The sequence below is a fragment of the Leptothrix cholodnii SP-6 genome, from assembly GCF_000019785.1.
GTDB lineage: Bacteria > Pseudomonadota > Gammaproteobacteria > Burkholderiales > Burkholderiaceae_C > Sphaerotilus > Sphaerotilus cholodnii.
The window spans coordinates 257,441-275,650 of sequence record NC_010524.1 but is presented as its reverse complement, the minus strand read 5'-3'; the positions used below and the strand labels follow the sequence as shown (position 1 = coordinate 275,650).

The 18,210-nt window shown below is 69.7% G+C and carries 19 protein-coding genes and 1 pseudogene; 9 read left to right on the top strand and 11 right to left on the bottom strand.

The features are described from left to right. Positions 1-2: 2 nt before the first annotated feature. From ahpF to LCHO_RS01275, 4 genes are all read right to left on the bottom strand, one after another. A complete protein-coding gene (gene ahpF / locus LCHO_RS01290) occupies positions 3-1,586 on the bottom strand; it encodes an alkyl hydroperoxide reductase subunit F (RefSeq protein WP_012345296.1) in 1,584 nt (527 codons plus the stop codon). Between the two features lie 123 nt (positions 1,587-1,709). Next, positions 1,710-2,273, bottom strand: coding sequence for an alkyl hydroperoxide reductase subunit C (gene ahpC / locus LCHO_RS01285; RefSeq protein ID WP_012345295.1), 564 nt, complete (start codon positions 2,271-2,273; stop codon positions 1,710-1,712). A gap of 145 nt (positions 2,274-2,418) precedes the next feature. Then, positions 2,419-3,192: a DUF2189 domain-containing protein gene (locus LCHO_RS01280; RefSeq protein ID WP_012345294.1), complete on the bottom strand. Its 774-nt coding sequence runs from the start codon at positions 3,190-3,192 to the stop codon at positions 2,419-2,421. Positions 3,193-3,234: 42 nt separating this feature from the next. Then, a complete protein-coding gene (locus LCHO_RS01275) occupies positions 3,235-3,714 on the bottom strand; it encodes an aminoacyl-tRNA deacylase (RefSeq protein WP_012345293.1) in 480 nt (159 codons plus the stop codon). Positions 3,715-3,919: 205 nt separating this feature from the next. On the opposite strand from LCHO_RS01275, the gene LCHO_RS01270 reads away from it, so the two are divergent. The 6 genes and pseudogenes from LCHO_RS01270 (at position 3,920) to LCHO_RS01245 (ending at position 8,922) form a co-directional block, all read left to right on the top strand. Beyond that, positions 3,920-4,423: a hypothetical protein gene (locus LCHO_RS01270; protein ID WP_012345292.1), complete on the top strand. Its 504-nt coding sequence runs from the start codon at positions 3,920-3,922 to the stop codon at positions 4,421-4,423. A 51-nt stretch (positions 4,424-4,474) separates the two neighbouring features. Beyond that, positions 4,475-5,260, top strand: a pseudogene (locus LCHO_RS01265) (cytochrome c oxidase subunit II); the annotation flags it as partial. Between the two features lie 66 nt (positions 5,261-5,326). After that, entirely contained in the window at positions 5,327-7,093 is a 1,767-nt protein-coding gene (ctaD, locus tag LCHO_RS01260; protein WP_012345290.1) for a cytochrome c oxidase subunit I, read from the top strand. Then, a complete protein-coding gene (locus tag LCHO_RS01255) occupies positions 7,090-7,758 on the top strand; it encodes a cytochrome c oxidase subunit 3 (protein WP_012345289.1) in 669 nt (222 codons plus the stop codon). Before ctaD ends, LCHO_RS01255 begins: the two co-directional genes overlap by 4 nt. Positions 7,759-7,784: 26 nt before the next feature. Next, positions 7,785-8,531, top strand: coding sequence for a heme-copper oxidase subunit III family protein (locus tag LCHO_RS01250; RefSeq protein WP_012345288.1), 747 nt, complete (start codon positions 7,785-7,787; stop codon positions 8,529-8,531). Positions 8,532-8,535: 4 nt separating this feature from the next. Continuing rightward, positions 8,536-8,922: a cytochrome C oxidase subunit IV family protein gene (locus tag LCHO_RS01245; protein WP_012345287.1), complete on the top strand. Its 387-nt coding sequence runs from the start codon at positions 8,536-8,538 to the stop codon at positions 8,920-8,922. A gap of 84 nt (positions 8,923-9,006) precedes the next feature. Here the strand turns inward: LCHO_RS01245 and LCHO_RS01240 are convergent, their stop codons facing one another. From LCHO_RS01240 to pqqA, 6 genes are all read right to left on the bottom strand, one after another. Further along, entirely contained in the window at positions 9,007-9,450 is a 444-nt protein-coding gene (locus LCHO_RS01240) for a universal stress protein (RefSeq protein ID WP_012345286.1), read from the bottom strand. A gap of 76 nt (positions 9,451-9,526) precedes the next feature. Further along, a complete protein-coding gene (pqqE, locus tag LCHO_RS01235; RefSeq protein ID WP_012345285.1) occupies positions 9,527-10,687 on the bottom strand; it encodes a pyrroloquinoline quinone biosynthesis protein PqqE in 1,161 nt (386 codons plus the stop codon). Beyond that, positions 10,684-10,980 (bottom strand): pyrroloquinoline quinone biosynthesis peptide chaperone PqqD, encoded by a 297-nt coding sequence (gene pqqD / locus LCHO_RS01230; protein ID WP_012345284.1) that lies wholly within the window; start codon positions 10,978-10,980, stop codon positions 10,684-10,686. The genes pqqE and pqqD overlap by 4 nt, the downstream gene beginning before the upstream one ends. Continuing rightward, positions 10,977-11,756, bottom strand: coding sequence for a pyrroloquinoline-quinone synthase PqqC (gene pqqC, locus LCHO_RS01225; protein ID WP_012345283.1), 780 nt, complete (start codon positions 11,754-11,756; stop codon positions 10,977-10,979). The genes pqqD and pqqC overlap by 4 nt, the downstream gene beginning before the upstream one ends. A 32-nt stretch (positions 11,757-11,788) precedes the next feature. Continuing rightward, positions 11,789-12,703 (bottom strand): pyrroloquinoline quinone biosynthesis protein PqqB, encoded by a 915-nt coding sequence (gene pqqB / locus LCHO_RS01220; protein WP_012345282.1) that lies wholly within the window; start codon positions 12,701-12,703, stop codon positions 11,789-11,791. Positions 12,704-12,817: 114 nt separating this feature from the next. Next, positions 12,818-13,000: a pyrroloquinoline quinone precursor peptide PqqA gene (gene pqqA, locus LCHO_RS23090; protein ID WP_012345281.1), complete on the bottom strand. Its 183-nt coding sequence runs from the start codon at positions 12,998-13,000 to the stop codon at positions 12,818-12,820. Between the two features lie 93 nt (positions 13,001-13,093). Here pqqA and LCHO_RS01210 point away from each other — a divergent pair, with 93 nt between their 5' ends. The 3 genes from LCHO_RS01210 to LCHO_RS01200 are packed head-to-tail and all read left to right on the top strand — an operon-like array spanning position 13,094 to position 16,382. Then, positions 13,094-14,566: an ATP-binding protein gene (locus LCHO_RS01210; protein ID WP_012345280.1), complete on the top strand. Its 1,473-nt coding sequence runs from the start codon at positions 13,094-13,096 to the stop codon at positions 14,564-14,566. Further along, positions 14,563-15,198, top strand: coding sequence for a response regulator (locus LCHO_RS01205; RefSeq protein ID WP_012345279.1), 636 nt, complete (start codon positions 14,563-14,565; stop codon positions 15,196-15,198). Before LCHO_RS01210 ends, LCHO_RS01205 begins: the two co-directional genes overlap by 4 nt. After that, the gene (locus tag LCHO_RS01200) at positions 15,195-16,382 is read left to right on the top strand and encodes a hypothetical protein (RefSeq protein WP_012345278.1); all 1,188 of its coding nucleotides are present in this window, start codon (positions 15,195-15,197) and stop codon (positions 16,380-16,382) included. The genes LCHO_RS01205 and LCHO_RS01200 overlap by 4 nt, the downstream gene beginning before the upstream one ends. Positions 16,383-16,417: 35 nt before the next feature. Here the strand turns inward: LCHO_RS01200 and LCHO_RS01195 are convergent, their stop codons facing one another. Next, a complete protein-coding gene (locus tag LCHO_RS01195; protein WP_012345277.1) occupies positions 16,418-18,109 on the bottom strand; it encodes an MFS transporter in 1,692 nt (563 codons plus the stop codon). Between the last annotated feature and the right edge of the window lie 101 nt (positions 18,110-18,210).

The following is an 18,210-nucleotide window of genomic DNA, read 5'->3' as shown; positions in this document are numbered from 1 at the left end:
GATCAGGCCGTCTCGGCCGCCACCACCGGCGTGCGCATCAGGTGGTCGAAGGCGCCGAGTGCGGCCTTCGCGCCCTCGCCCACCGCGATCACGATCTGCTTGAACGGCACCGTCGTCACGTCGCCGGCGGCGTAGATGCCGGGCACATTGGTCTGGCCGCGGGCGTCGATGATGATCTCGCCGTGGCGGCTGAGCTCGATCGTGCCCTTGAGCCACTCGGTGTTGGGCACCAGGCCGATCTGCACGAACACGCCTTCGAGATCGATCCGATGGCCCGCGCCGCTGACACGGTCGGTGTAGCTCAGGCCGTTGACCTTCTGGCCGTCGCCGTGGATCTCGGTGGTCTGCGCGCTGGTGTGGATCGCCACGTTGGGCAGGCTCTTGAGCTTGGCCACCAGCACCGCGTCGGCGCGCAGCGCGTCGGCGAATTCGATCAACGTCACGTGCTTGACGATGCCGGCCAGGTCGATCGCCGCCTCGACGCCCGAGTTGCCGCCGCCGATCACCGCCACGCGCTTGCCCTTGAACAGCGGGCCGTCGCAGTGCGGGCAGTAGGCCACGCCCTTGTTCTTGTACTCGGCCTCGCCGGGCACGTTGACGTTGCGCCAGCGCGCGCCGGTGCTCAGGATCACGCTGCGCGCCTTCAGCACCGCGCCGTTGGCCAGTTCCAGCTCGGCCAGCCCTCCCGGCTCGGTGGCCGGGGTCAGCTTGACGGCGCGCTGCGCGTTCATGATGTCGACGTCGTACTGCTTGACGTGCTGCTCCAGCGCCACCGCGAACTTCGGCCCGTCGGTTTCCTTGACCGAGATGAAGTTCTCGATCGCCATCGTGTCGAGCGTCTGGCCGCCGAAACGCTCGGCCACCACGCCCGTGCGGATGCCCTTGCGCGCCGCGTACACCGCCGCCGCCGCGCCGGCCGGGCCGCCGCCGACGATCAGCATGTCGTAGGCCGCCTGCTTGGCCAGCCGAGCCGCATCACGCGCGGCCGCGCCGGTGTCGACCTTGGCGAGGATGTCTTCGACCGTCATGCGGCCGGCGCCGAACTCCTGGCCGTTCAGGAACACGGTGGGCACCGCCATGATCTGGCGCTGCGCGATCTCGTCCTGGAACAGCGCGCCGTCGATCGTCGTCACCTTGACGCCGGGGTTGAGCACCGCCATCAGGTTGAGCGCCTGCACCACGTCCGGGCAGTTGTGGCAGGTCAGGGACATGTAGACCTCGAAGCTGAGGTCGGCGTCCAGGCCGCGGATCTGCTCGATCACGCCGGCCTCGACCTTGGGCGGGTGGCCGCCGGTCTGCAGCAGCGCCAGCACCAGCGAGGTGAACTCGTGGCCCAGCGGGATGCCGGCAAAGCGGATGCGGGCGGCCTCGTCGGCGCCGGCCGCACCGATCGTGAACGAGGGCGTGCGCTGGCCGTCGTCGCGCTCGACCAGGCTCACCTGGGGCGACAGGCCGGCGATGTCCTGCAGCAGGCCGCGCAGTTCGGCGCTCTTGGCGCTGTCGTCGAGAGACGCCACCAGCTCGATCGGCCGTTGCAGGCGCTCGAGGTAGCTCTTCAATTGGGTCTTGAGGGCTTGGTCCAACATGGTGATTTCTTTCGACGACAGGGTCAGGCAGGAGCCCTTTTTGGGGGCTCAGGCGAAACGAAGGCCCGGGGTACGGGCCTTCAATCAGACGGTCAGCTCGGTGAGCTGACGCAGGGCAAGGAGTTAGATCTTGCCGACGAGGTCGAGCGACGGGGTGATGGTCGCAGCGCCGTCGTTCCACTTGGCCGGGCAGACCTGGCCGGGGTTCTTGGCGGTGTACTGGGCAGCCTTGAGCTTGCGCAGGGTTTCCGACACGTCACGGGCGATCTCGTTCGAGTGCACTTCGGCGGTCTTGATCTGACCTTCCGGGTTGATGATGAAGGTGCCGCGCAGCGCCAGGCCTTCTTCTTCGATGTGCACGCCGAAAGCGCGCGTCAGCTGATGCGTCGGGTCGCCGACCAGCGGGAACTGGGCCTTGCCGACGGCCGGCGACGTCTCGTGCCACACCTTGTGCGCGAAGTGGGTGTCGGTCGTGATGATGTAGACCTCGGTCTCCAGCTTCTGGAACTCGGCGTAGTTCGCGGCCGCGTCTTCGACTTCGGTCGGGCAGTTGAAGGTGAACGCGGCGGGCATGAAGATCAGCGTCGACCACTTGCCCTTCAGGCTGGCTTCGGTGACTTCGATGAACTTGCCGTTCAGGAAAGCTTGGGCCTTGAAGGGCTGGACGGTGGTGTTGATCAGCGACATGCGGTTTCCTTGGGTGAGTGGGGTTGCGATGGGATGAATGCTATCAGCGGCAATTGCTCGGTAGCATTCTTTGATCCAATCCAGCCGATTGACTCACCCTATCGCGGGCCACCCTTGATCTCAGGGGCCCTTCGCCGACAGCGTCTCACTCGATCAGGTCGCGGTAGGCATGCCAGCTGGCATGGCCGAGCAGCGGGAAGATCACCACCAGGCCGACCATCGCCATCGCGAAGCCCCAGGCCGTGAGGCAGCCGATCAGCACCGCCCAGCACAGCATCGGCAGCGGGTTGCGCAGGCAGCACTGCACGCTGGTGACGGCGGCGGTGATCAGGTCGACGTCACGCTCGAGCAGCAGCGGCACGGTGACGACGCTGAGCGCGAACACCACCGCGGCCATCACCGCACCGGCGCCCAGGAAGGCCGCCAGCAGGCCGAGGTGGCGGCCCGAGAACAGCACGTCGGCCGCCAGGTTGCGCAGGTCGGGCACGTCCGCGCCCACGAACAGCGCGAACACGATCGCGGCCACGCGCTCCCAGCTGATCAGCGCCAGCGCCAGCATCAGGCCGTAGAGCCCGATCGAGCCCGGGTTGTGGCGCACGGCGGCCCAGGCGGCGGTGCTGTCGGGGGTCTCGCCGGCCTCGATCTGGCGCGACAGGCCGTAGTGCACGATGGCCACGAACGGCGCCACCAGCAGGAAGCCGCCGATCAGCGTCGGCACCAGGTAGGTGGCCCCGGCGGCCGCCAGCAGCAGCGCCAGGCCGAAGCCGGCCACCAGCGCGCCGTGGCCGAGGCTGGCCTGCCAGGCGACGGACATGTCGGCCCAGCCGCGGCTGAGCCAGACCAGCGGACGCGCCGCGTGGATGCTGCGCACCTGCGGCGCGGCCTGCATGCGGCCGGAACGATCGACGATGTGTTCCATGTTGAGCTCCTGCAGTGAAGCCGGGTGTTGAAGTCGGTTGTCTCAGTGCATCGGCAGCTTGCCGATGTGGCCGTGGCGCGCGCTGCTCATCAGGCGATGGAAGTCGTCGTGCGGCATGCGCAGCAGGTGCTCGTGGTCGCCGACCTCGAGGTAGACCGCATCCATCGATTCGAGCGTCTCGTCGACGACGGTCTCGACGCCCCAGGCCATGCCCACCGGCGGCAGAGCGCCGCGCTCGCAGCCGTCGAACAGCCGCATCATCGCGGCCTCGTCGGACAGGTGCAGCTGCTTGCGCCCGAGCATGCGCGCGACCACGCCCACCAGCACCATCTGGTCGGCCGGCACCACCGCCACCAGCGGGCCTTCGTCGTCTTCGAGCAGCACCGATTTGGCGAGCTGCTGGCGCATCACGTGGGCGTTGCGCGCGGTCTGCGCGCTGTTGTGGCTGTGGGGGTGGGTGCAGACCTCGTAATGCAGGCCGCGTTGCTCGAGATAACTCGACAGACGTGCAGGGATCGACATGACAGCCTCCTGATTCACGACGCTGAACCGGGCCCGCAACGACGGCGCCGTGCGAACGCCGAGGCATCGAGTTTGCGCCCGCACAGCCGCGCGGCCGGGCCAAGACCCTGACCGTTTCGCAGGCATCGCATCGCCTGGGGGCGGGTGTATAACCCTTGCACGGCCCTCGGCGCAGGCAACGCCAGCGAGGGCAACAGGAGGTTGTATGGAACTCCGCTTGCACCCGCATGAATGGTCCCGCCCGCGCCCCGACTGGCGCGCCGCGGTGGTGGCAGGCCTGGTGGCCGGCGCCGTGCTGATGGTGCTCGACATGGCCTGGTCGGTGTTCGTCACCGGCGACAGCCCCTGGCGCAGTTCGTACCGGGTCGCGGCCATCGTGCTGGGCCGCGACGTGCTGCAGGCCACGGCCGATTTCGACTCGCTGATCGTCGGCGTCGCGCTGGTCACGCACTACGTGCTGGGGGTCGCCTTCGCGCTGCTGCTGGCCACGCTGCTGACGGGTTTCCATTACGACGCCAGCCCTGGCATGACCGAGCTGATCGGCACGCTGTTCGGCGCCGTGCTCTACCTCGTCAACTTCCACGGCCTGGCGCAGTTCTTCCCGTGGCTGGCCGAGTGGCGCGGCTGGGCGGCATTCATCGCCCACCTGGTGTTCGGCATGACCGCCGCGACGCTGTACTGGCAGTTCGCCAGGCACGAACCCTCCTGAGCGAGCCGCCACAGGGCCGGGCCGCCCCGGCCCTGCGTGCGCGTAGCCAACATGGCCCTGTCCATCGCCCTGATCGTCATCGTCGTCGGCTCGGTGCTGTTCCACCTGCTGAGCCCGTGGTGGACGCAGCCGCTGGCGTCGAACTGGCAGCGCATGGACGACACGCTGACCATCACGCTGCTGATCACCGGCGCGTTTTTCGTGGTGATCCACGCGGTGGTCATCTACGCCATCCTGCGCTGGCGCCACCGCGCCGGCCGGGGCCAGGCGCGCGCCGCCTACACGCCCGACGACCACCGGCTCGAACGCTGGCTGATCGGCATCACCACGGTCGGCATCGTCGCGCTGCTGGCGCCCGGCCTGGTGGTCTATGCCGACTACGTGCGCCCACCCGCCGATGCGCTCAAGGTCGAGGTGGTCGGCCAGCAGTGGCGCTGGCGTTATCGGTTTGCAGGCGAGGACGGCCTGCTCGGCCGCAGCGACATCCGCCACGTCAGCGCCGACAACCCCTTCGGCCTCGACCCCGCCGATGCACGCGGCCACGGCGACGTGCTGATCGACGACAACGAGCTGCACCTGCCGCTGGCGCGCCCGGTGCAGCTGCAACTGCGCTCCAACGACGTGCTGCACGACTTCTTCGTGCCGCCGTTTCGCGCCCGCATGAACATCGTGCCGGGCAGCGTCACCACCTTCTGGTTCACGCCCACGCAGACCGGGCGTTTCGAGCTGATGTGCGCGCAGCTGTGCGGCATCGGCCACCACCTGATGCGCGGCGTCGTGGTGGTCGAGGACGAGGCGGCCTTCCAGGCCTGGCTGGCTGCGCAGCCCCGCTACGCCGCAGCCACCGGCGGCAAGCCCTGATCGGCCGGACAGGGCACAACACAAGCAGGAGGGAGTCGCCACATGGATCATCTGGATGCGGATGCCGCCGAGTCGCACCCGGCCCCTCACGGTTTCTGGACCACCTACGTCTGGAGCCAGGACCACAAGGTGATCGCGATCCAGTACGCGATCACCGCCATCGCGGTCGGCCTGGTCGGCCTGGTGCTGTCGCACCTGATGCGCGCGCAGCTCGGTTTCCCCGGAAAGCTCGACTTCATCACGCCCGAGCGCTACTACCAGTTCGTCACCCTGCACGGGATGATCATGGTGGTCTACCTGCTGACCGCGCTGTTCCTGGGCGGCTTCGGCAACTACCTGATCCCCTTGATGGTGGGCGCGCGCGACATGGTGTTTCCCTACCTCAACATGCTGAGCTTCTGGGTCTACCTGCTGTCGGTGATCGTGCTGATGGCCAGCTTCTTCGTGCCCGGCGGGCCGACCGGCGCGGGCTGGACGCTCTACCCGCCGCAGGCCATCCTGCCCGGCACACCCGGCAGCGACGCCGGCATCGTGCTGATGCTGGTGTCGCTGCTGATCTTCATCGTCGCGGCCACGATGGGCGGGCTCAACTACGTCACCACCGTGCTGCAGGCGCGCTGCGAGGGCATGACGCTGCTGCGCATGCCGCTGACGGTGTGGGGCATCTTCGTGGCCACCATCCTGGCGCTGCTGGCGTTTCCGGCGCTGTTCGTCAGCGGCGTGATGATGCTGCTCGACAAGACGCTGGGCACCAGCTTCTTCATGCCCGCGCTGATCTCGATGGGCGCGCCCAGCGCCACCCAGGGCGGCAGCCCGCTGCTGTTCCAGCACCTGTTCTGGTTCTTCGGCCACCCCGAGGTCTACATCGTCGCGCTGCCGGCCTTCGGCATCGTCTCCGACCTGATCAGCGTGCATGCGCGCAAGGCGATCTTCGGCTACCGCACGATGGTGTGGGCGATCGTCGCGATCGGCGGCCTGAGCTTCGTGGTCTGGGCCCACCACATGTTCGTCAGCGGCATGAACCCGTACTTCGGCTTCTTCTTCGCCACCAGCACGCTGATCATCGCCGTGCCCACCGCGATCAAGGTCTACAACTGGGTGCTCACCATCTGGCGCGGCGACATCCACCTCACGGTGCCGATGCTGTTCGCGCTGGCCTTCGTCTGCACCTTCACGGTGGGCGGGCTGACGGGGCTGTTTCTGGGCAACGTCAGCGTCGACATCCCGCTGTCGGGCACCTACTTCGTGGTCGCGCACTTCCACATGGTGATGGGCGTGGCGCCGATCCTGGTGGTGTTCGGCGGCATCTACCACTGGTACCCGAAGATCACCGGCCGCCTGCTCGACGACCGGCTGGGCAAGCTGCATTTCTGGATCACCTTTCTCGGCACCTACGCGATCTATTTCCCGATGCACTACCTCGGCGTGCTCGGCATGCCGCGGCGCTACTACAACTTCGACGCCTACCAGTTCATCCCGGCCTCGGCGCATGCGCTCAACGTCTTCATCAGCGTGCTGGCCTTCGTGGTGGGCGCGGCGCAGCTGCTGTTCCTGTTCAACCTGGCCTGGAGCGCACGGCGTGGACGGCCGGCCGGGCCGAACCCATGGCGTGCTGCCTCGCTCGAATGGCAGACGCCGCAGACCCCGCCCGGCCACGGCAACTGGGGCGCGCAGCTGCCGGTCGCCAGCCGCTGGGCCTACGCCTACAGCGTGCCGGGCGCGCACGACGACTACATCGCCCAGAACGCGGTGCGCGGCGCGGGCGGCATCGAACCCGATCCACCCCGCACGGGAGGGAAATCGCCATGAGCCGGATCGTCATCCCCGCCAGCGCGACGCATCCGCGCGCCTCGGCACCCGCGCCGCAGCGGCCGCACCCCACGCCGCTGCACGCCGACAACGTCAGCGTCGGCCTGTGGCTGCTGATGGCGGTGATCGGCGTGCTGTTCGCGCTGTTCGCGCTGGCCTACGTGATGCGCATGGCGCAGGGCGATGCGTCGTCGATCGCGCTGCCGTGGCTGCTCTGGCCCAGCACCGCGCTGCTGCTGGCGGCCAGCGTGGCGATGCAGTCGGCGCGCCGGGCTGTCCGGCGCGCGCAGCACCGGCCGGCCCGCCAGCGGCTGCTGGCCGCGGCAGCGCTGGCGTGCGGTTTCCTGGTCACGCAGTTCGGCGCCTGGCAGGCCCTGGCCGACGCCGCGGTGACCCCCGCCGGCAACCCGGCGGCGAGCTTCTTCTACCTGCTCACCGCCCTGCACGGCCTGCACGTGGCCGGCGGCCTGGTGGCGTGGGAGCACAGCTGGCGCGCCATCACGCAGGGCCGGCAAGACGAGCCGGACGGCGACTTGCGCGCCTCGGCCTGGCGCGTCGCGCTGTGCGCGCGCTACTGGCATTTCCTGCTGCTGGTGTGGCTGGGCCTGCTCGGCCTGCTGGGCGGCGTCACGCCCGAACTGGCGCGGGCGATCTGCGGCGTCTGACGCGCTGACCGCCACCGGAGCCCGCCATGCGCCAGCACCACCAACCGCTGCAACGCCATCCGCCACCCGTGCGGCTGGCCGCGATCTCGCCACACGCCGCCACGCTCACCGCCGGCGGCGCAGCGCCCGGCTGGCCCGGCCTGCGTGCCGACTGGTCGGGCGACCGACGGGCCTTTCACGGCGTCTCGTGGGGCAAGGCGATGATGTGGTTCTTCCTGCTCAGCGACACCTTCGTCTTCAGCTGCTTCCTGGTCGGCTACATGACGGTGCGGCTGTCCACCACCGCGGCCTGGCCGAACCCGAGCGAGGTGTTCGCGCTGCAGGTGGGCGGCACCGACGTGCCGCTGCTGCTGATCGCGATCATGACCTTCGTGCTCATCACCAGCAGCGGCACGATGGCGATGGCCGTCAACTGCGCCTACCGCCGCGCGCGCCGCCCGGCCGCCCTGCTGATGCTGGCCACCGCGGCGCTGGGCCTGCTGTTCGTGTCGATGCAGGCCTTCGAGTGGAGCAAGCTGATCCACGAAGGCGTGCGGCCCTGGTCCAACCCGATGGGCGCGGCGCAGTTCGGCGCGGCGTTCTTCATGATCACCGGCTTCCACGGCCTGCACGTCAGCGCCGGCGTGATCTACCTGATCGTGGTGGCGCTGCGCGTGCTGCGCGGCCACTGCGAACGCAGCGGCAACTACCAGATTGTCGAGATCGCCGGCCTGTACTGGCACTTCGTCGACCTGGTGTGGGTGTTCATCTTCGCGTTCTTCTACCTGTGGTGAGGCCATGAAGACACACCGCCGATCCCAAGCTCCCGGCGCGACCCGGTACCCGCCCGCCCCGCCGATTCGGCAGGCGCCGGTCGCGCACGCCGGCCAGCAGCACCCGATCGGGCTCTACCTGCGGGTCTGGCTGCTGCTGTTCGTGCTCAGCACGCTGTCGTACGGGGTCGACTACGTGCAGCTGCAAGGCCTGCTGCGCTGGAGCCTGATCGTCACGCTGATGCTGGCCAAGGCCGGCCTGATCGTGGCCGTGTTCATGCACTTGGCGTGGGAACGGCTGGCGCTGATCGTCGCCATCCTGCTGCCACCGCTGGCAGTGCTGGTGCTGGTCGGGCTGATGTGGGCCGAAGGCCTGCACACCTTCGTGACGCGCGGGTTGTTCTTCAACTGAAACGCCCGACACGCCCCCGCCGCACATCGGCAAGTCGAGCGCCGCGCCTGCGCTGCGGGTTGCAGCGCGGCGTGGGCAACACGCTCAGTGCAACACCAGCAGCGGCAGCTTGGTGCGCGAGATCAGCGTCTTGGTGTGCGAGCCGAACACCAGTTCGCCCAGCGTGCCGCGGGCGTGCGTGACCATCACGATCATGTCGGCGCCGGATTCCTCGGCGGCATCGGCGATCGCCTGGTCCACCGCGGGGGTGCGCAGGTGCTTGCCGCTGAACTCGACGCCGGCCGTGCGGGCACGCTCCTCGAACTGGCCGAGCAGCGCGTAGGCATGCGCCTCGGTGCGGGCGTCGTGGGCTTCGACACGGCTGGTGAAGGTGGACACGTTGCCGCTGACGGCCGACAGCGGCAGGTCGGGCTCGGCCACGAAACCGGTGATGCGCGCGCCCAGCTGCAAGGCCAGGGCGATGCTGCCGTCCATCGCACGCTGCGACAGTTCGGAGCCATCAACGGGAACAAACAGGTGCTTGTACATGATCGAACTTTGCTGAAGTGGTGAGCCCACTGTAGACAGCCGCCACCCAGCGGAGCTTGATCTCCGTCAACTCATGTCAGCTCTGCCCGACCGGGCTGACGAAAGCCTTCGAATTTTTCGGATCGCGGAAAACCAGCGGTCGCACCGGCACCGCACCCGCTTCGCTGGCCTCGACCGCCGCCTTGACCACGCCGTGATGCGGGCTTTTGGGGCAGACCGGGTCGGCCGCGGCCGGGTCGTTGGCCAGCAGGAAAGCCTGGCAGCGGCAGCCGCCGAGGTCCTTTTCCTTGTCGGGGCACGACACGCACGGCTCCTTCATCCAGCCGGTGCCGCGAAAGCGGTTGAAGCCTTCGCTGTCCTGCCAGATCTCGCGCACCGAGCTCGTCTGCACGTTCGGGAACGCCAGGCCGGGCAGCATCTTGGCGGTGTGGCAAGGCAAGGCCGTGCCGTCGGGCGTGATGGTCAGGAAGACGTTGCCCCAGCCGTTCATGCACTTCTTGGGCGTGCCCTCGTGGTAGTCGGGAGCGACGAAAAACAGCTTCATGCGGTCGGCCAGCTTGACCCGCCACTCGTCGGTGATCGCCTCGGCGCGCTTCAACTGATCGTGCGTGGGCAGCAGGTGGTCGCGGTTCAGGTGCGCCCACGAGTAGTACTGCGAGTTGGCGAGTTCGAGGTACTCGGCACCGAGCGCATCGGCCATCGCGATGATGCGGTCGATGTGATCGATGTTGAGGCGGTGGATCACCACGTTCATCACCATCGGCCAGCCGTTGGCCTTGATCAGCTCGCCGACCTGCTGCTTCAGGCCGAAGGTCTTGGTGTGGCTCAGGAAGTCGTTGAGCTCGCGGGTCGAGTCCTGGAAGCTGAGCTGGATGTGGTCGAGGCCGGCGGCCTTCAGCGCGGCGGCGCGCTGCGCGGTCAGGCCGACACCCGAGGTCAGCAGGTTGGTGTAGAAACCGAGCCGGTGCGCCTCGGCGATCATCTCCTCGAGGTCGTCGCGCTCGAGCGGCTCGCCGCCCGAGAAGCCGCACTGCACGGCGCCCAGCGCACGCGCCTCGCGCAGCACGCGCAGCCAGTCGGCGGTGGGCAGCTCCTGCGCCTTGCCCTGGGCGGCGAAGTCGAGCGGGTTGTAGCAAAAGACGCAGTGCAGCGGGCAGCGGTAGGTCACCTCGGCCAGCAGCCACAACGGCGGGCCGGGCGGCTGAACGGCAACAGCGGACGCGGCCATGTTCGTCATGCCCACGTCACCCAACGCTGCTCGCGCGCCATCATCAGGAAGGCCTCGACATCGGCACGCAGCCCGCTGGCACCGAACGCCGCTTCGAGCTGGCTCACGATCTGAGCCACCGTCGCGACGCCGTCGCAGCGCGTCAGGATCTCGCCCGCGCTGCGGTTGAGCTTGACCATGCCCTCGGGGTAGAGCAGCACGTGGTTGCCTTGCGCTTCTTCCCATTGCAGCCGGAACCCGCGCGCCACGCTCGGCACGCTGTCGTCGGTGAGCGCGGCCCGTTCAGCGGTGGGCGCGTTCATGCGTCGGCCCCGTAACGCTGCGCCATCGCATCGTTCATCGCCCACAGAATGTCGAGCTTGAAGCGCAGGATCTCGAGCGCGCGCTCCTGCTGATCGCGCGTCTGGAAGTGACCGAGCGTGACCGCCAGCCCCTGCTCGACATCACGCCGCGCCTGGCTGACGCGGTTGCGGAAATACTGCAGCCCCTCGCTCTCGATCCAGCCGTAGTGTTCGGGCCAGGTGGCCAGGCGCTGCTTGTGGATCTCGGGCGCGAACAGCTCGGTGAGCGACGAGCACACCGCCTCCTGCCAAGGCGCGTGGCGCGCGAAGTTCACGTAGGCGTCGACCGCAAAGCGCACCGCCGGGATGACGTGGCGCAGGTCGGTGATCTCCTCGCGCGTCAGGCCCACCGCGATGCCGAGCCGGATCCAGGCCTCGATGCCACCTTCGTCCTTGACGCCACCGATCTCGAAGCCGTCGTGGTCGAGGATGCGCTGGATCCACTCGCGCCGCACCGCGCGATCCGGGCAGTTGGACAGCACCGCGGCGTCCTTCACCGGAATGGCGATCTGGTAGTAGAAACGGTTCGCCACCCAGCCGCGGATCTGCTCGGGCGTCGCGCGGCCCGTGTTCAGCATCACGTTGAACGGGTGGTGGATGTGATAGCTCTTGCCCTGCTCGCGCAGCTGCGCCTCGAAGGCGACGTGGTCCCAGGCCGGTGCGGCCGGGTCACGCGGCCTCGTGGTGGCCGGTGCGTTGAAGGGCGTGCCGAAACGGTTGCCGACGGATGTGTTCATGCGCTGATCCTCAAAACTCGCTCGATGACTGTTCAGAACTCGATCTCGATGCCGTCGTGGCAGACCTCGATGCCCGCCGCGTCAAGCTCGCGGCGTTGCGGCGAGCCCTCGTCGAGGATCGGGTTGGTGTTGTTGATGTGGATGAGCAGCCGGCGCGTGCCGGGCTTGAGGCGGCCGAGCTGCTCGATCATGCCGCCCTCGCCGCTTTGCGCGAGGTGGCCGATGTCGCGCGCGGTCTTCTTCGACAGGCCGAGGCGGATCATCTCGTCGTCGGTCCAGAAGGTGCCGTCGACCATCACGACGTCGGCGCTGTTCATCAGCTCCCAGACCGGTGCGTCGATCGCGCCCAGGCCGGGCGCGTAGAACAGGCGCCCGCCGCTGGCGGTGTTCTCGAACAGCAGGCCGACGTTGTCGCCGGGCACGGGCTGTTCGCGGTGCGGCGAATACGGTGCGGCCTTGCTCTGCAGCGCCAGCGCGGTGATCTTCAGGCCCGGCACGCCGGCGACCTCGAACGAACTGCCGTCGAGCGGGATGCGGTGCCGGCCGACACCGCAGAAATGCGCCAGCACGCCCAGGATCGGGTTGCCCTGCGTCAGGTCCTCGAACACCGGGTCGGTGCACCACAGCGGCAGCGGCCGCTGGCCTTCGCGCAGCATGTAGAGGCCGGTGGTGTGGTCGACCTGGCCGTCGACCAGCACCACGCCGGCGATGCCGCTGTCACGCAGCGCGCGCCCCGGGTTGAGGGCGGGCGCGCGCTGCAGCTGGGTCAGCACATCGGGCGAGGCGTTGACCAGCACCCAGTCGTGCGGGCCGCCGACCGCCACCGACGACTGGGTGCGCGCGCGCAGGCCGGGCGCGCCGGCGCGCACGCCGCGGCAGTTGTCGCAGTGGCAGTTCCACTGCGGGAAGCCGCCACCGGCGGCGCTACCGAGCACGAGCAGTTTCATCGGGAGGGTTTCAGGAGGCCAGGCACAGATGGAAAGGCCCGGCCGCGCGGGAGCTGCGGCCGGGCCTCGGGGTTCGACGGGCGACACATGGGCCGCCGCATCACGGCACGCGGATCAGCGGGCGGCGATGTACATCGTGATTTCGAAGCCGAAGCGGAAGTCGCAGGCAGCGGGGGTGGTCCAGGTCATGAGGTCTCCTTCGATGGGGTTGGCGGTGCGGGTCAACGAGGCAAGCAGCGTGTGCTGATGCGGATGAAGTGTCGGCGCCGGCGCCCGCGGCGTCATCGCCAGGACCATGATTCGCACCTCATGAAAATCGCCAATCGGTGGGCGGGTTGTCACCAAGGCCACGGCGACGGCGGGCCCGGACGCACGCTGGACAATCGGCCGATGGACAGCAGCAGCCCCGCATCGCCCTTGCCGATCGCCCCGCACGGCACAGCCACGACGGCCGATCCGCCGCCGGTCGCGATCGCCGGGCGCAGCCTGCGCTTTCGCATCCACCTGCTGCTGGTCGGGCTGATGGGGCTGTTCATCGTGGCGCTGCTGGCGCAGCAGATCGAGGCCACCCGCACCAGCGTGCGCGAGGAGATCATTGCCGGCAACCGCGTCGCCGGCCAGCTGCTCGAACGGGTCGGCTGGGTCTACCGGCTGTCGGGGCCGGGCGCGCTGCTGGAGTTTCTCAACCAGCTCGGCCGGGTGCGTGCCAACGAGATCACGCTGCGCAGCGACGCCGGGCAGGAGCTCTACCGCTCGCCGCCGCCGGTCTACAAGCAGGGCCGCGCGGCGCCCGACTGGTTTGCGCACTGGGTGGCGCCGCCGCCGCAGCGCCAGGTGATCCGCCTGCCGGGCGGGCAGCTGGTGGTCGAGGCCGACCCGTCGCGCGCCATCCTCGACGGCTGGGACGACCTGATGCGCATGGCCACGCTGGGCGGTGCGGCGCTGGTGCTGATCAACGTGCTGGTGTTCTGGTACGTGGGGCGCACGCTGCGGCCGTTCAAGACCATCCTGGCCGGGCTGGTGCGGCTCGAACGCGGCGACTACGCCGCCCGCCTGCCGGCGCTGCCCGGGCGCGAGGCCGCATCGATCGGCAACGCCGTCAACCGCATGGCCGCGGCGGTCGACGGCCAGCTGCAGGCCCGGCTGGCGGCCTACGAGGCGCAGCGAACCCTGGCCGAGAGCCGCGAGATCGCGCGCCAGATCGAGCACCACACCGAACACGAGCGCCGCGAGATGGCGCGCGAGCTGCACGACGAGCTGGGCCAGTCGGTCACGGCAATCCGCAGCGTCGCCAACTCGCTGGTGCACCGGCTCGGCGAGCGCGACGCCGCCGGGCGCGAGATGGCGGCGCTGATCTCCAGCGAGGCGGCGCGGCTCTACGAGGTGATGCACGGCCTGATCCCGCGCCTGACGCCGCTGGCGCTCGACAGCCTGGGCCTGGCCGACGCGCTGGCCGATCTGGTGGGCGGCGCACGCCAGCGCCCGGGCTCGCCGCAGATCGACCTGAACACGCAGGCGCTGCCGGCCGGGCTCGATGCCGAGCTGGCGCTGGCGGCCTACCGCGTGGTGCAGGAGGCGCTCAACAACGCGCTGCGCCACAGCGGCGCCGCTCGCATCGACATCGCCGCCAGCGCCGACGACACCGGCCTGCAGATCACGGTCGAGGACGACGGCGCCGGCCTGCCGCCCGACTGGCAGCGGCCCGGCCACTACGGCCTGCGCGGCCTGCGCGAGCGCCTGCGCGGGCTCGGCGGCGAGCTGCAGATCGAAGGCCTGGCGGCGCCCCGCAGCGGCGTGCGCGTGAGCGCGTCGCTGCCGCTCGTCGGCCCCCCCGCAACCCCAGCCGAAAGGCCCCGAACATGATCCGCGTGATGCTGGTCGACGACCACACGATCGTGCGCATGGGTTTTCGCATGCTGCTGCAGTCGTGTGCGGACGACATCGAGGTGGTGGCCGAAGCGCCCGGCGGCGAGGAGGCGCTGGCGCAGATCGACACGGTGCTGCCCGACGTGCTGGTGCTCGACCTGTCGATGCCCGGCATGACCGGCCTGGAGCTGCTGCGCCGCCTGAAGGCGCGCAACAGCCGCACGCGCGTACTGGTGCTGTCGGCGCACGAGGACACCGCGCACCCGCGCCGCGTGCTGGCGGCCGGCGCGCTCGGCTACCTGAGCAAGCGTGGCGCGCCCGAGGCGCTGGTCGAGGCGGTGCGGAGGGTGGCGGCGGGCCAGCGCTACATCGACCCCGCGATCGCACAGAAGCTCGCGCTGGCGCAGCTGGGCGACGAGCCGAGCCCGGTCGATGCGCTGTCCGAGCGCGAGTTCGAGGTCTTCGTGCAGCTCGCGCGGGGCGCCGGCGTGGCCGACATCGCGGCGCAGCTCAAGCTGTCGGCCAGCACGGTCGGCACGCACCTCTACAACGTCAAGCAGAAGCTCGGCGCCAGCAACCAGGCCGAGCTGACGCTGCTGGCGCTGCGCTGGGGGCTGATCGAGGCATGAAGCTCACCGCCCTCGAGCGCCAGCTGGCGCCCTTCCTGGCCGTGCAGGCCTGCCTGTCGACGCTGGTGGGCTTCGGCGCCGTGCTGGTCTACGCCGACGCCGGCATGGCCGCCACGGTGCACTACACGCTGCTGATGCTGACCGTGACGATGGCCGGCACGGTGCTGGCCTACACCAGCGGCCGGCGCTGGCGCATCGATGCCCGGCCGCTGGTGCGCGCGGCGTTCGGCGTGCCCGGCCTGCTGCTGTGGTGGGCCGACGGGCAGCCGGTGGTGCTGGCCGTCGCCGTGGGCGGATTTCTCGGCCTGAGCTGGGGCGCACGGCTGTGGATCGAGCTCAGCGTGCTCGACGACACCGGGCGCGACGGCTACGCCGCCCATGCCACCGTGCTGTCGGTGGTCGTCAGCCTGCTGACCACGCTGGTCGCCAGCCTGTGGTTGACGTTCTGGGGCGATGAACGCGGCGCGGCCAGCCTCTACGGCCTGTACGCCGGCGTGGCGCTGCTGGGCCTGGCGGTGGCACCACGGCACCTGCCCGACACGCCGCCGCTGCGCCTGCACGCACCGCTGGCGGTGCTGCGCCAGCGCGAGTTCGTGGCCTGCCTGCCGCTGTTCCTGCTGGAGTCGGGGCTGCTGGGCATCGGCATGGTGATGAGCGCCAGCGGCGCCATCGAGGCGCTCGGCAAGGCCAGCCACTACGGCTGGGTCGCGACCGTCGCCACGCTGGCCGGCGCGATCGCGCTGTACGCGCTGCGGCACCGCCGCCAGGCCCACAACCGCGACGGCTGGATGGGCCTGGCCTGCCTGGGCATCACGGCGGCGCATGCGCTGCTCGGTGCCAGCGCCTGGCTGCCGGCGCTGTACGTGCTGCACCTGCTGCTGCACGCCGTCACGCTGCCGTTCTGGCTGGCCAGCGAACAGGTGCTGAACCAGCGCACGCTCGACATCCACGGCGCGCTGGCCGATCGCATCGTGGCGCGCGAGGCCACGCTGTGGTTCTTCCGGGTGACGATGCTGACCGGCTTCTGGTTCGCCGCCCGGCAGGCCTCGCCGGCCTGGGTGCTGGCCACCGGCGCCGGGCTGATGTGCGCAGCGGCGCTGCTCGAATACGCGGTCGGCCGGGCTTGGCTGCGCCACGTGCCGGCCGGGCCGGCCGCCACGGCACCGAGTGCCGCCGACGGCTGACAGTGACGGCTGACGGCGCTCGGCCGGCTCGATCCTCAGTCCTGCGCGTAGATGTCGCGCCCGCGCGTCTCGCGCACCAGCAGCAGGCCGATCGCGCAGGAGCCGGCGGCGATCAGCACCGGGTACCAGAGGCCGTCGTACATGTTGCCGCTGTGGGCGACGATGGCGAACGCGATCGACGGCATCAGGCCGCCGAACCAGCCGTTGCCGATGTGATACGGCAGGCTCATCGAGGTGTAGCGGATGCGGGTGGGGAACATCTCCACCAGCATCGCCGCGATCGGGCCGTAGACCATCGTCACCAGCAGCATGAAGGCGCTCAGGATCACGACGATGCCGACCTTGTCCATGCGCGCCGGGTCGGCCCGCTCCGGGTAGCCCGCCGCCAGCAGAGCCTGGCGCACCTCGGCGCGGAAGGCCGCGATGGCGCGCACGCTGCGGTCGTCGAAGCCGTGGCCGCCGGCCGCGAGCCCCCCGCGCGGCGGCGTGATCTCGGTGCTGCCGACCCGCACCACGGTGGCGGCGCCGCGCGGCAGCGCGCGGTTGTCGTAGCTGGCGCCCTGTTCGGTCAGGAAGCGCTTGGCCAGATCGCAGGGCGAGGCGAAATCGACCTCACGCGCGATCGGACTGCCCTGGAACGAGCAGGTCGCCGGGTCGGCTGCCACCACGATGCGCGCGTTCGCCTGCGCCTCGGCCAGCGCCGGGTTGGCCGCCACCGTCAGCGCCTCGAACATCGGGAAGTAGCCCGCCGCCGCCAGCGCCAGGCCGGCCATGATGATCGGCTTGCGGCCGATGCGATCCGCCAGCGCGCCGAAGAACACGAAGAACGGCGTGCCGATCGCCAGCGCCGCGACCATCAGCCACTGCGCGGTCGACGGCTCGACCCGCAGCACGCCGGTCAGGAAGAACAGCGCGTAGAACTGGCCCGTGTACCAGACCACCGCCTGCCCGGCCACCAGCCCGAACAGCGCCAGCAGCACGACCCGCAGGTTGCGCCAGTTGCCGAACGACTCGCGGATCGGCGCCTTCGAGGTGCGGCCGGTTTCACGCAGGCGCTGGAAAGCCGGCGATTCGTTCATCGACAGCCGCACCCACACGCTCACCGCCAGCAGCACGATCGACAGCAGGAACGGGATGCGCCAGCCCCAGTCGGCGAAGGCGGCATCGCCGAGCACCTGGCGCAGCAGCAGGATCACCACCAGCGCCATGAACAGGCCGAGCGAGGCGGTGGTCTGGATCCACGAGGTGTAGAAACCGCGCCGGTCGGGCGGCGCGTGTTCGGCCACGTAGGTCGCCGCGCCGCCGTACTCGCCGCCCATCGCCAGGCCCTGCAGCAGCCGCAGCGCGATCAGCATCACCGGCGCGGCCAGGCCGATGTCGGCGTAGCTCGGCAGCACGCCGACCACGCAGGTCGACAGGCCCATCAGCAAGATGGTGATCAGGAAGGTGTACTTGCGCCCGATCATGTCGCCCAGGCGACCGAACACCAGCGCGCCGAACGGGCGCACGATGAAGCCGGCGGCAAAGGCGAGCAGCGCGAAGATGAAGCCGGCCGACGGATCGAGCCCGCTGAAGAACTGCGCCGCGATGATGGGCGCGAGCGCGCCGTAGAGGTAGAAGTCGTACCACTCGTACACCGTGCCGAAGGAAGACGCAAAGACGAGCTGGATGTCTTCCCGGGCCATCGGTGTCCGGGGCGCCCGATCCGGCGTCGGGTGTGCGGACATGTCGTCTCCTTGAGGGTGCCGGTGCGTACGACCAGGGGGATCCGAATTTCAGTGCCGGCACTGACCCCTGACTGACAGGCGGCGGCCGTCGCCCGCCGCCG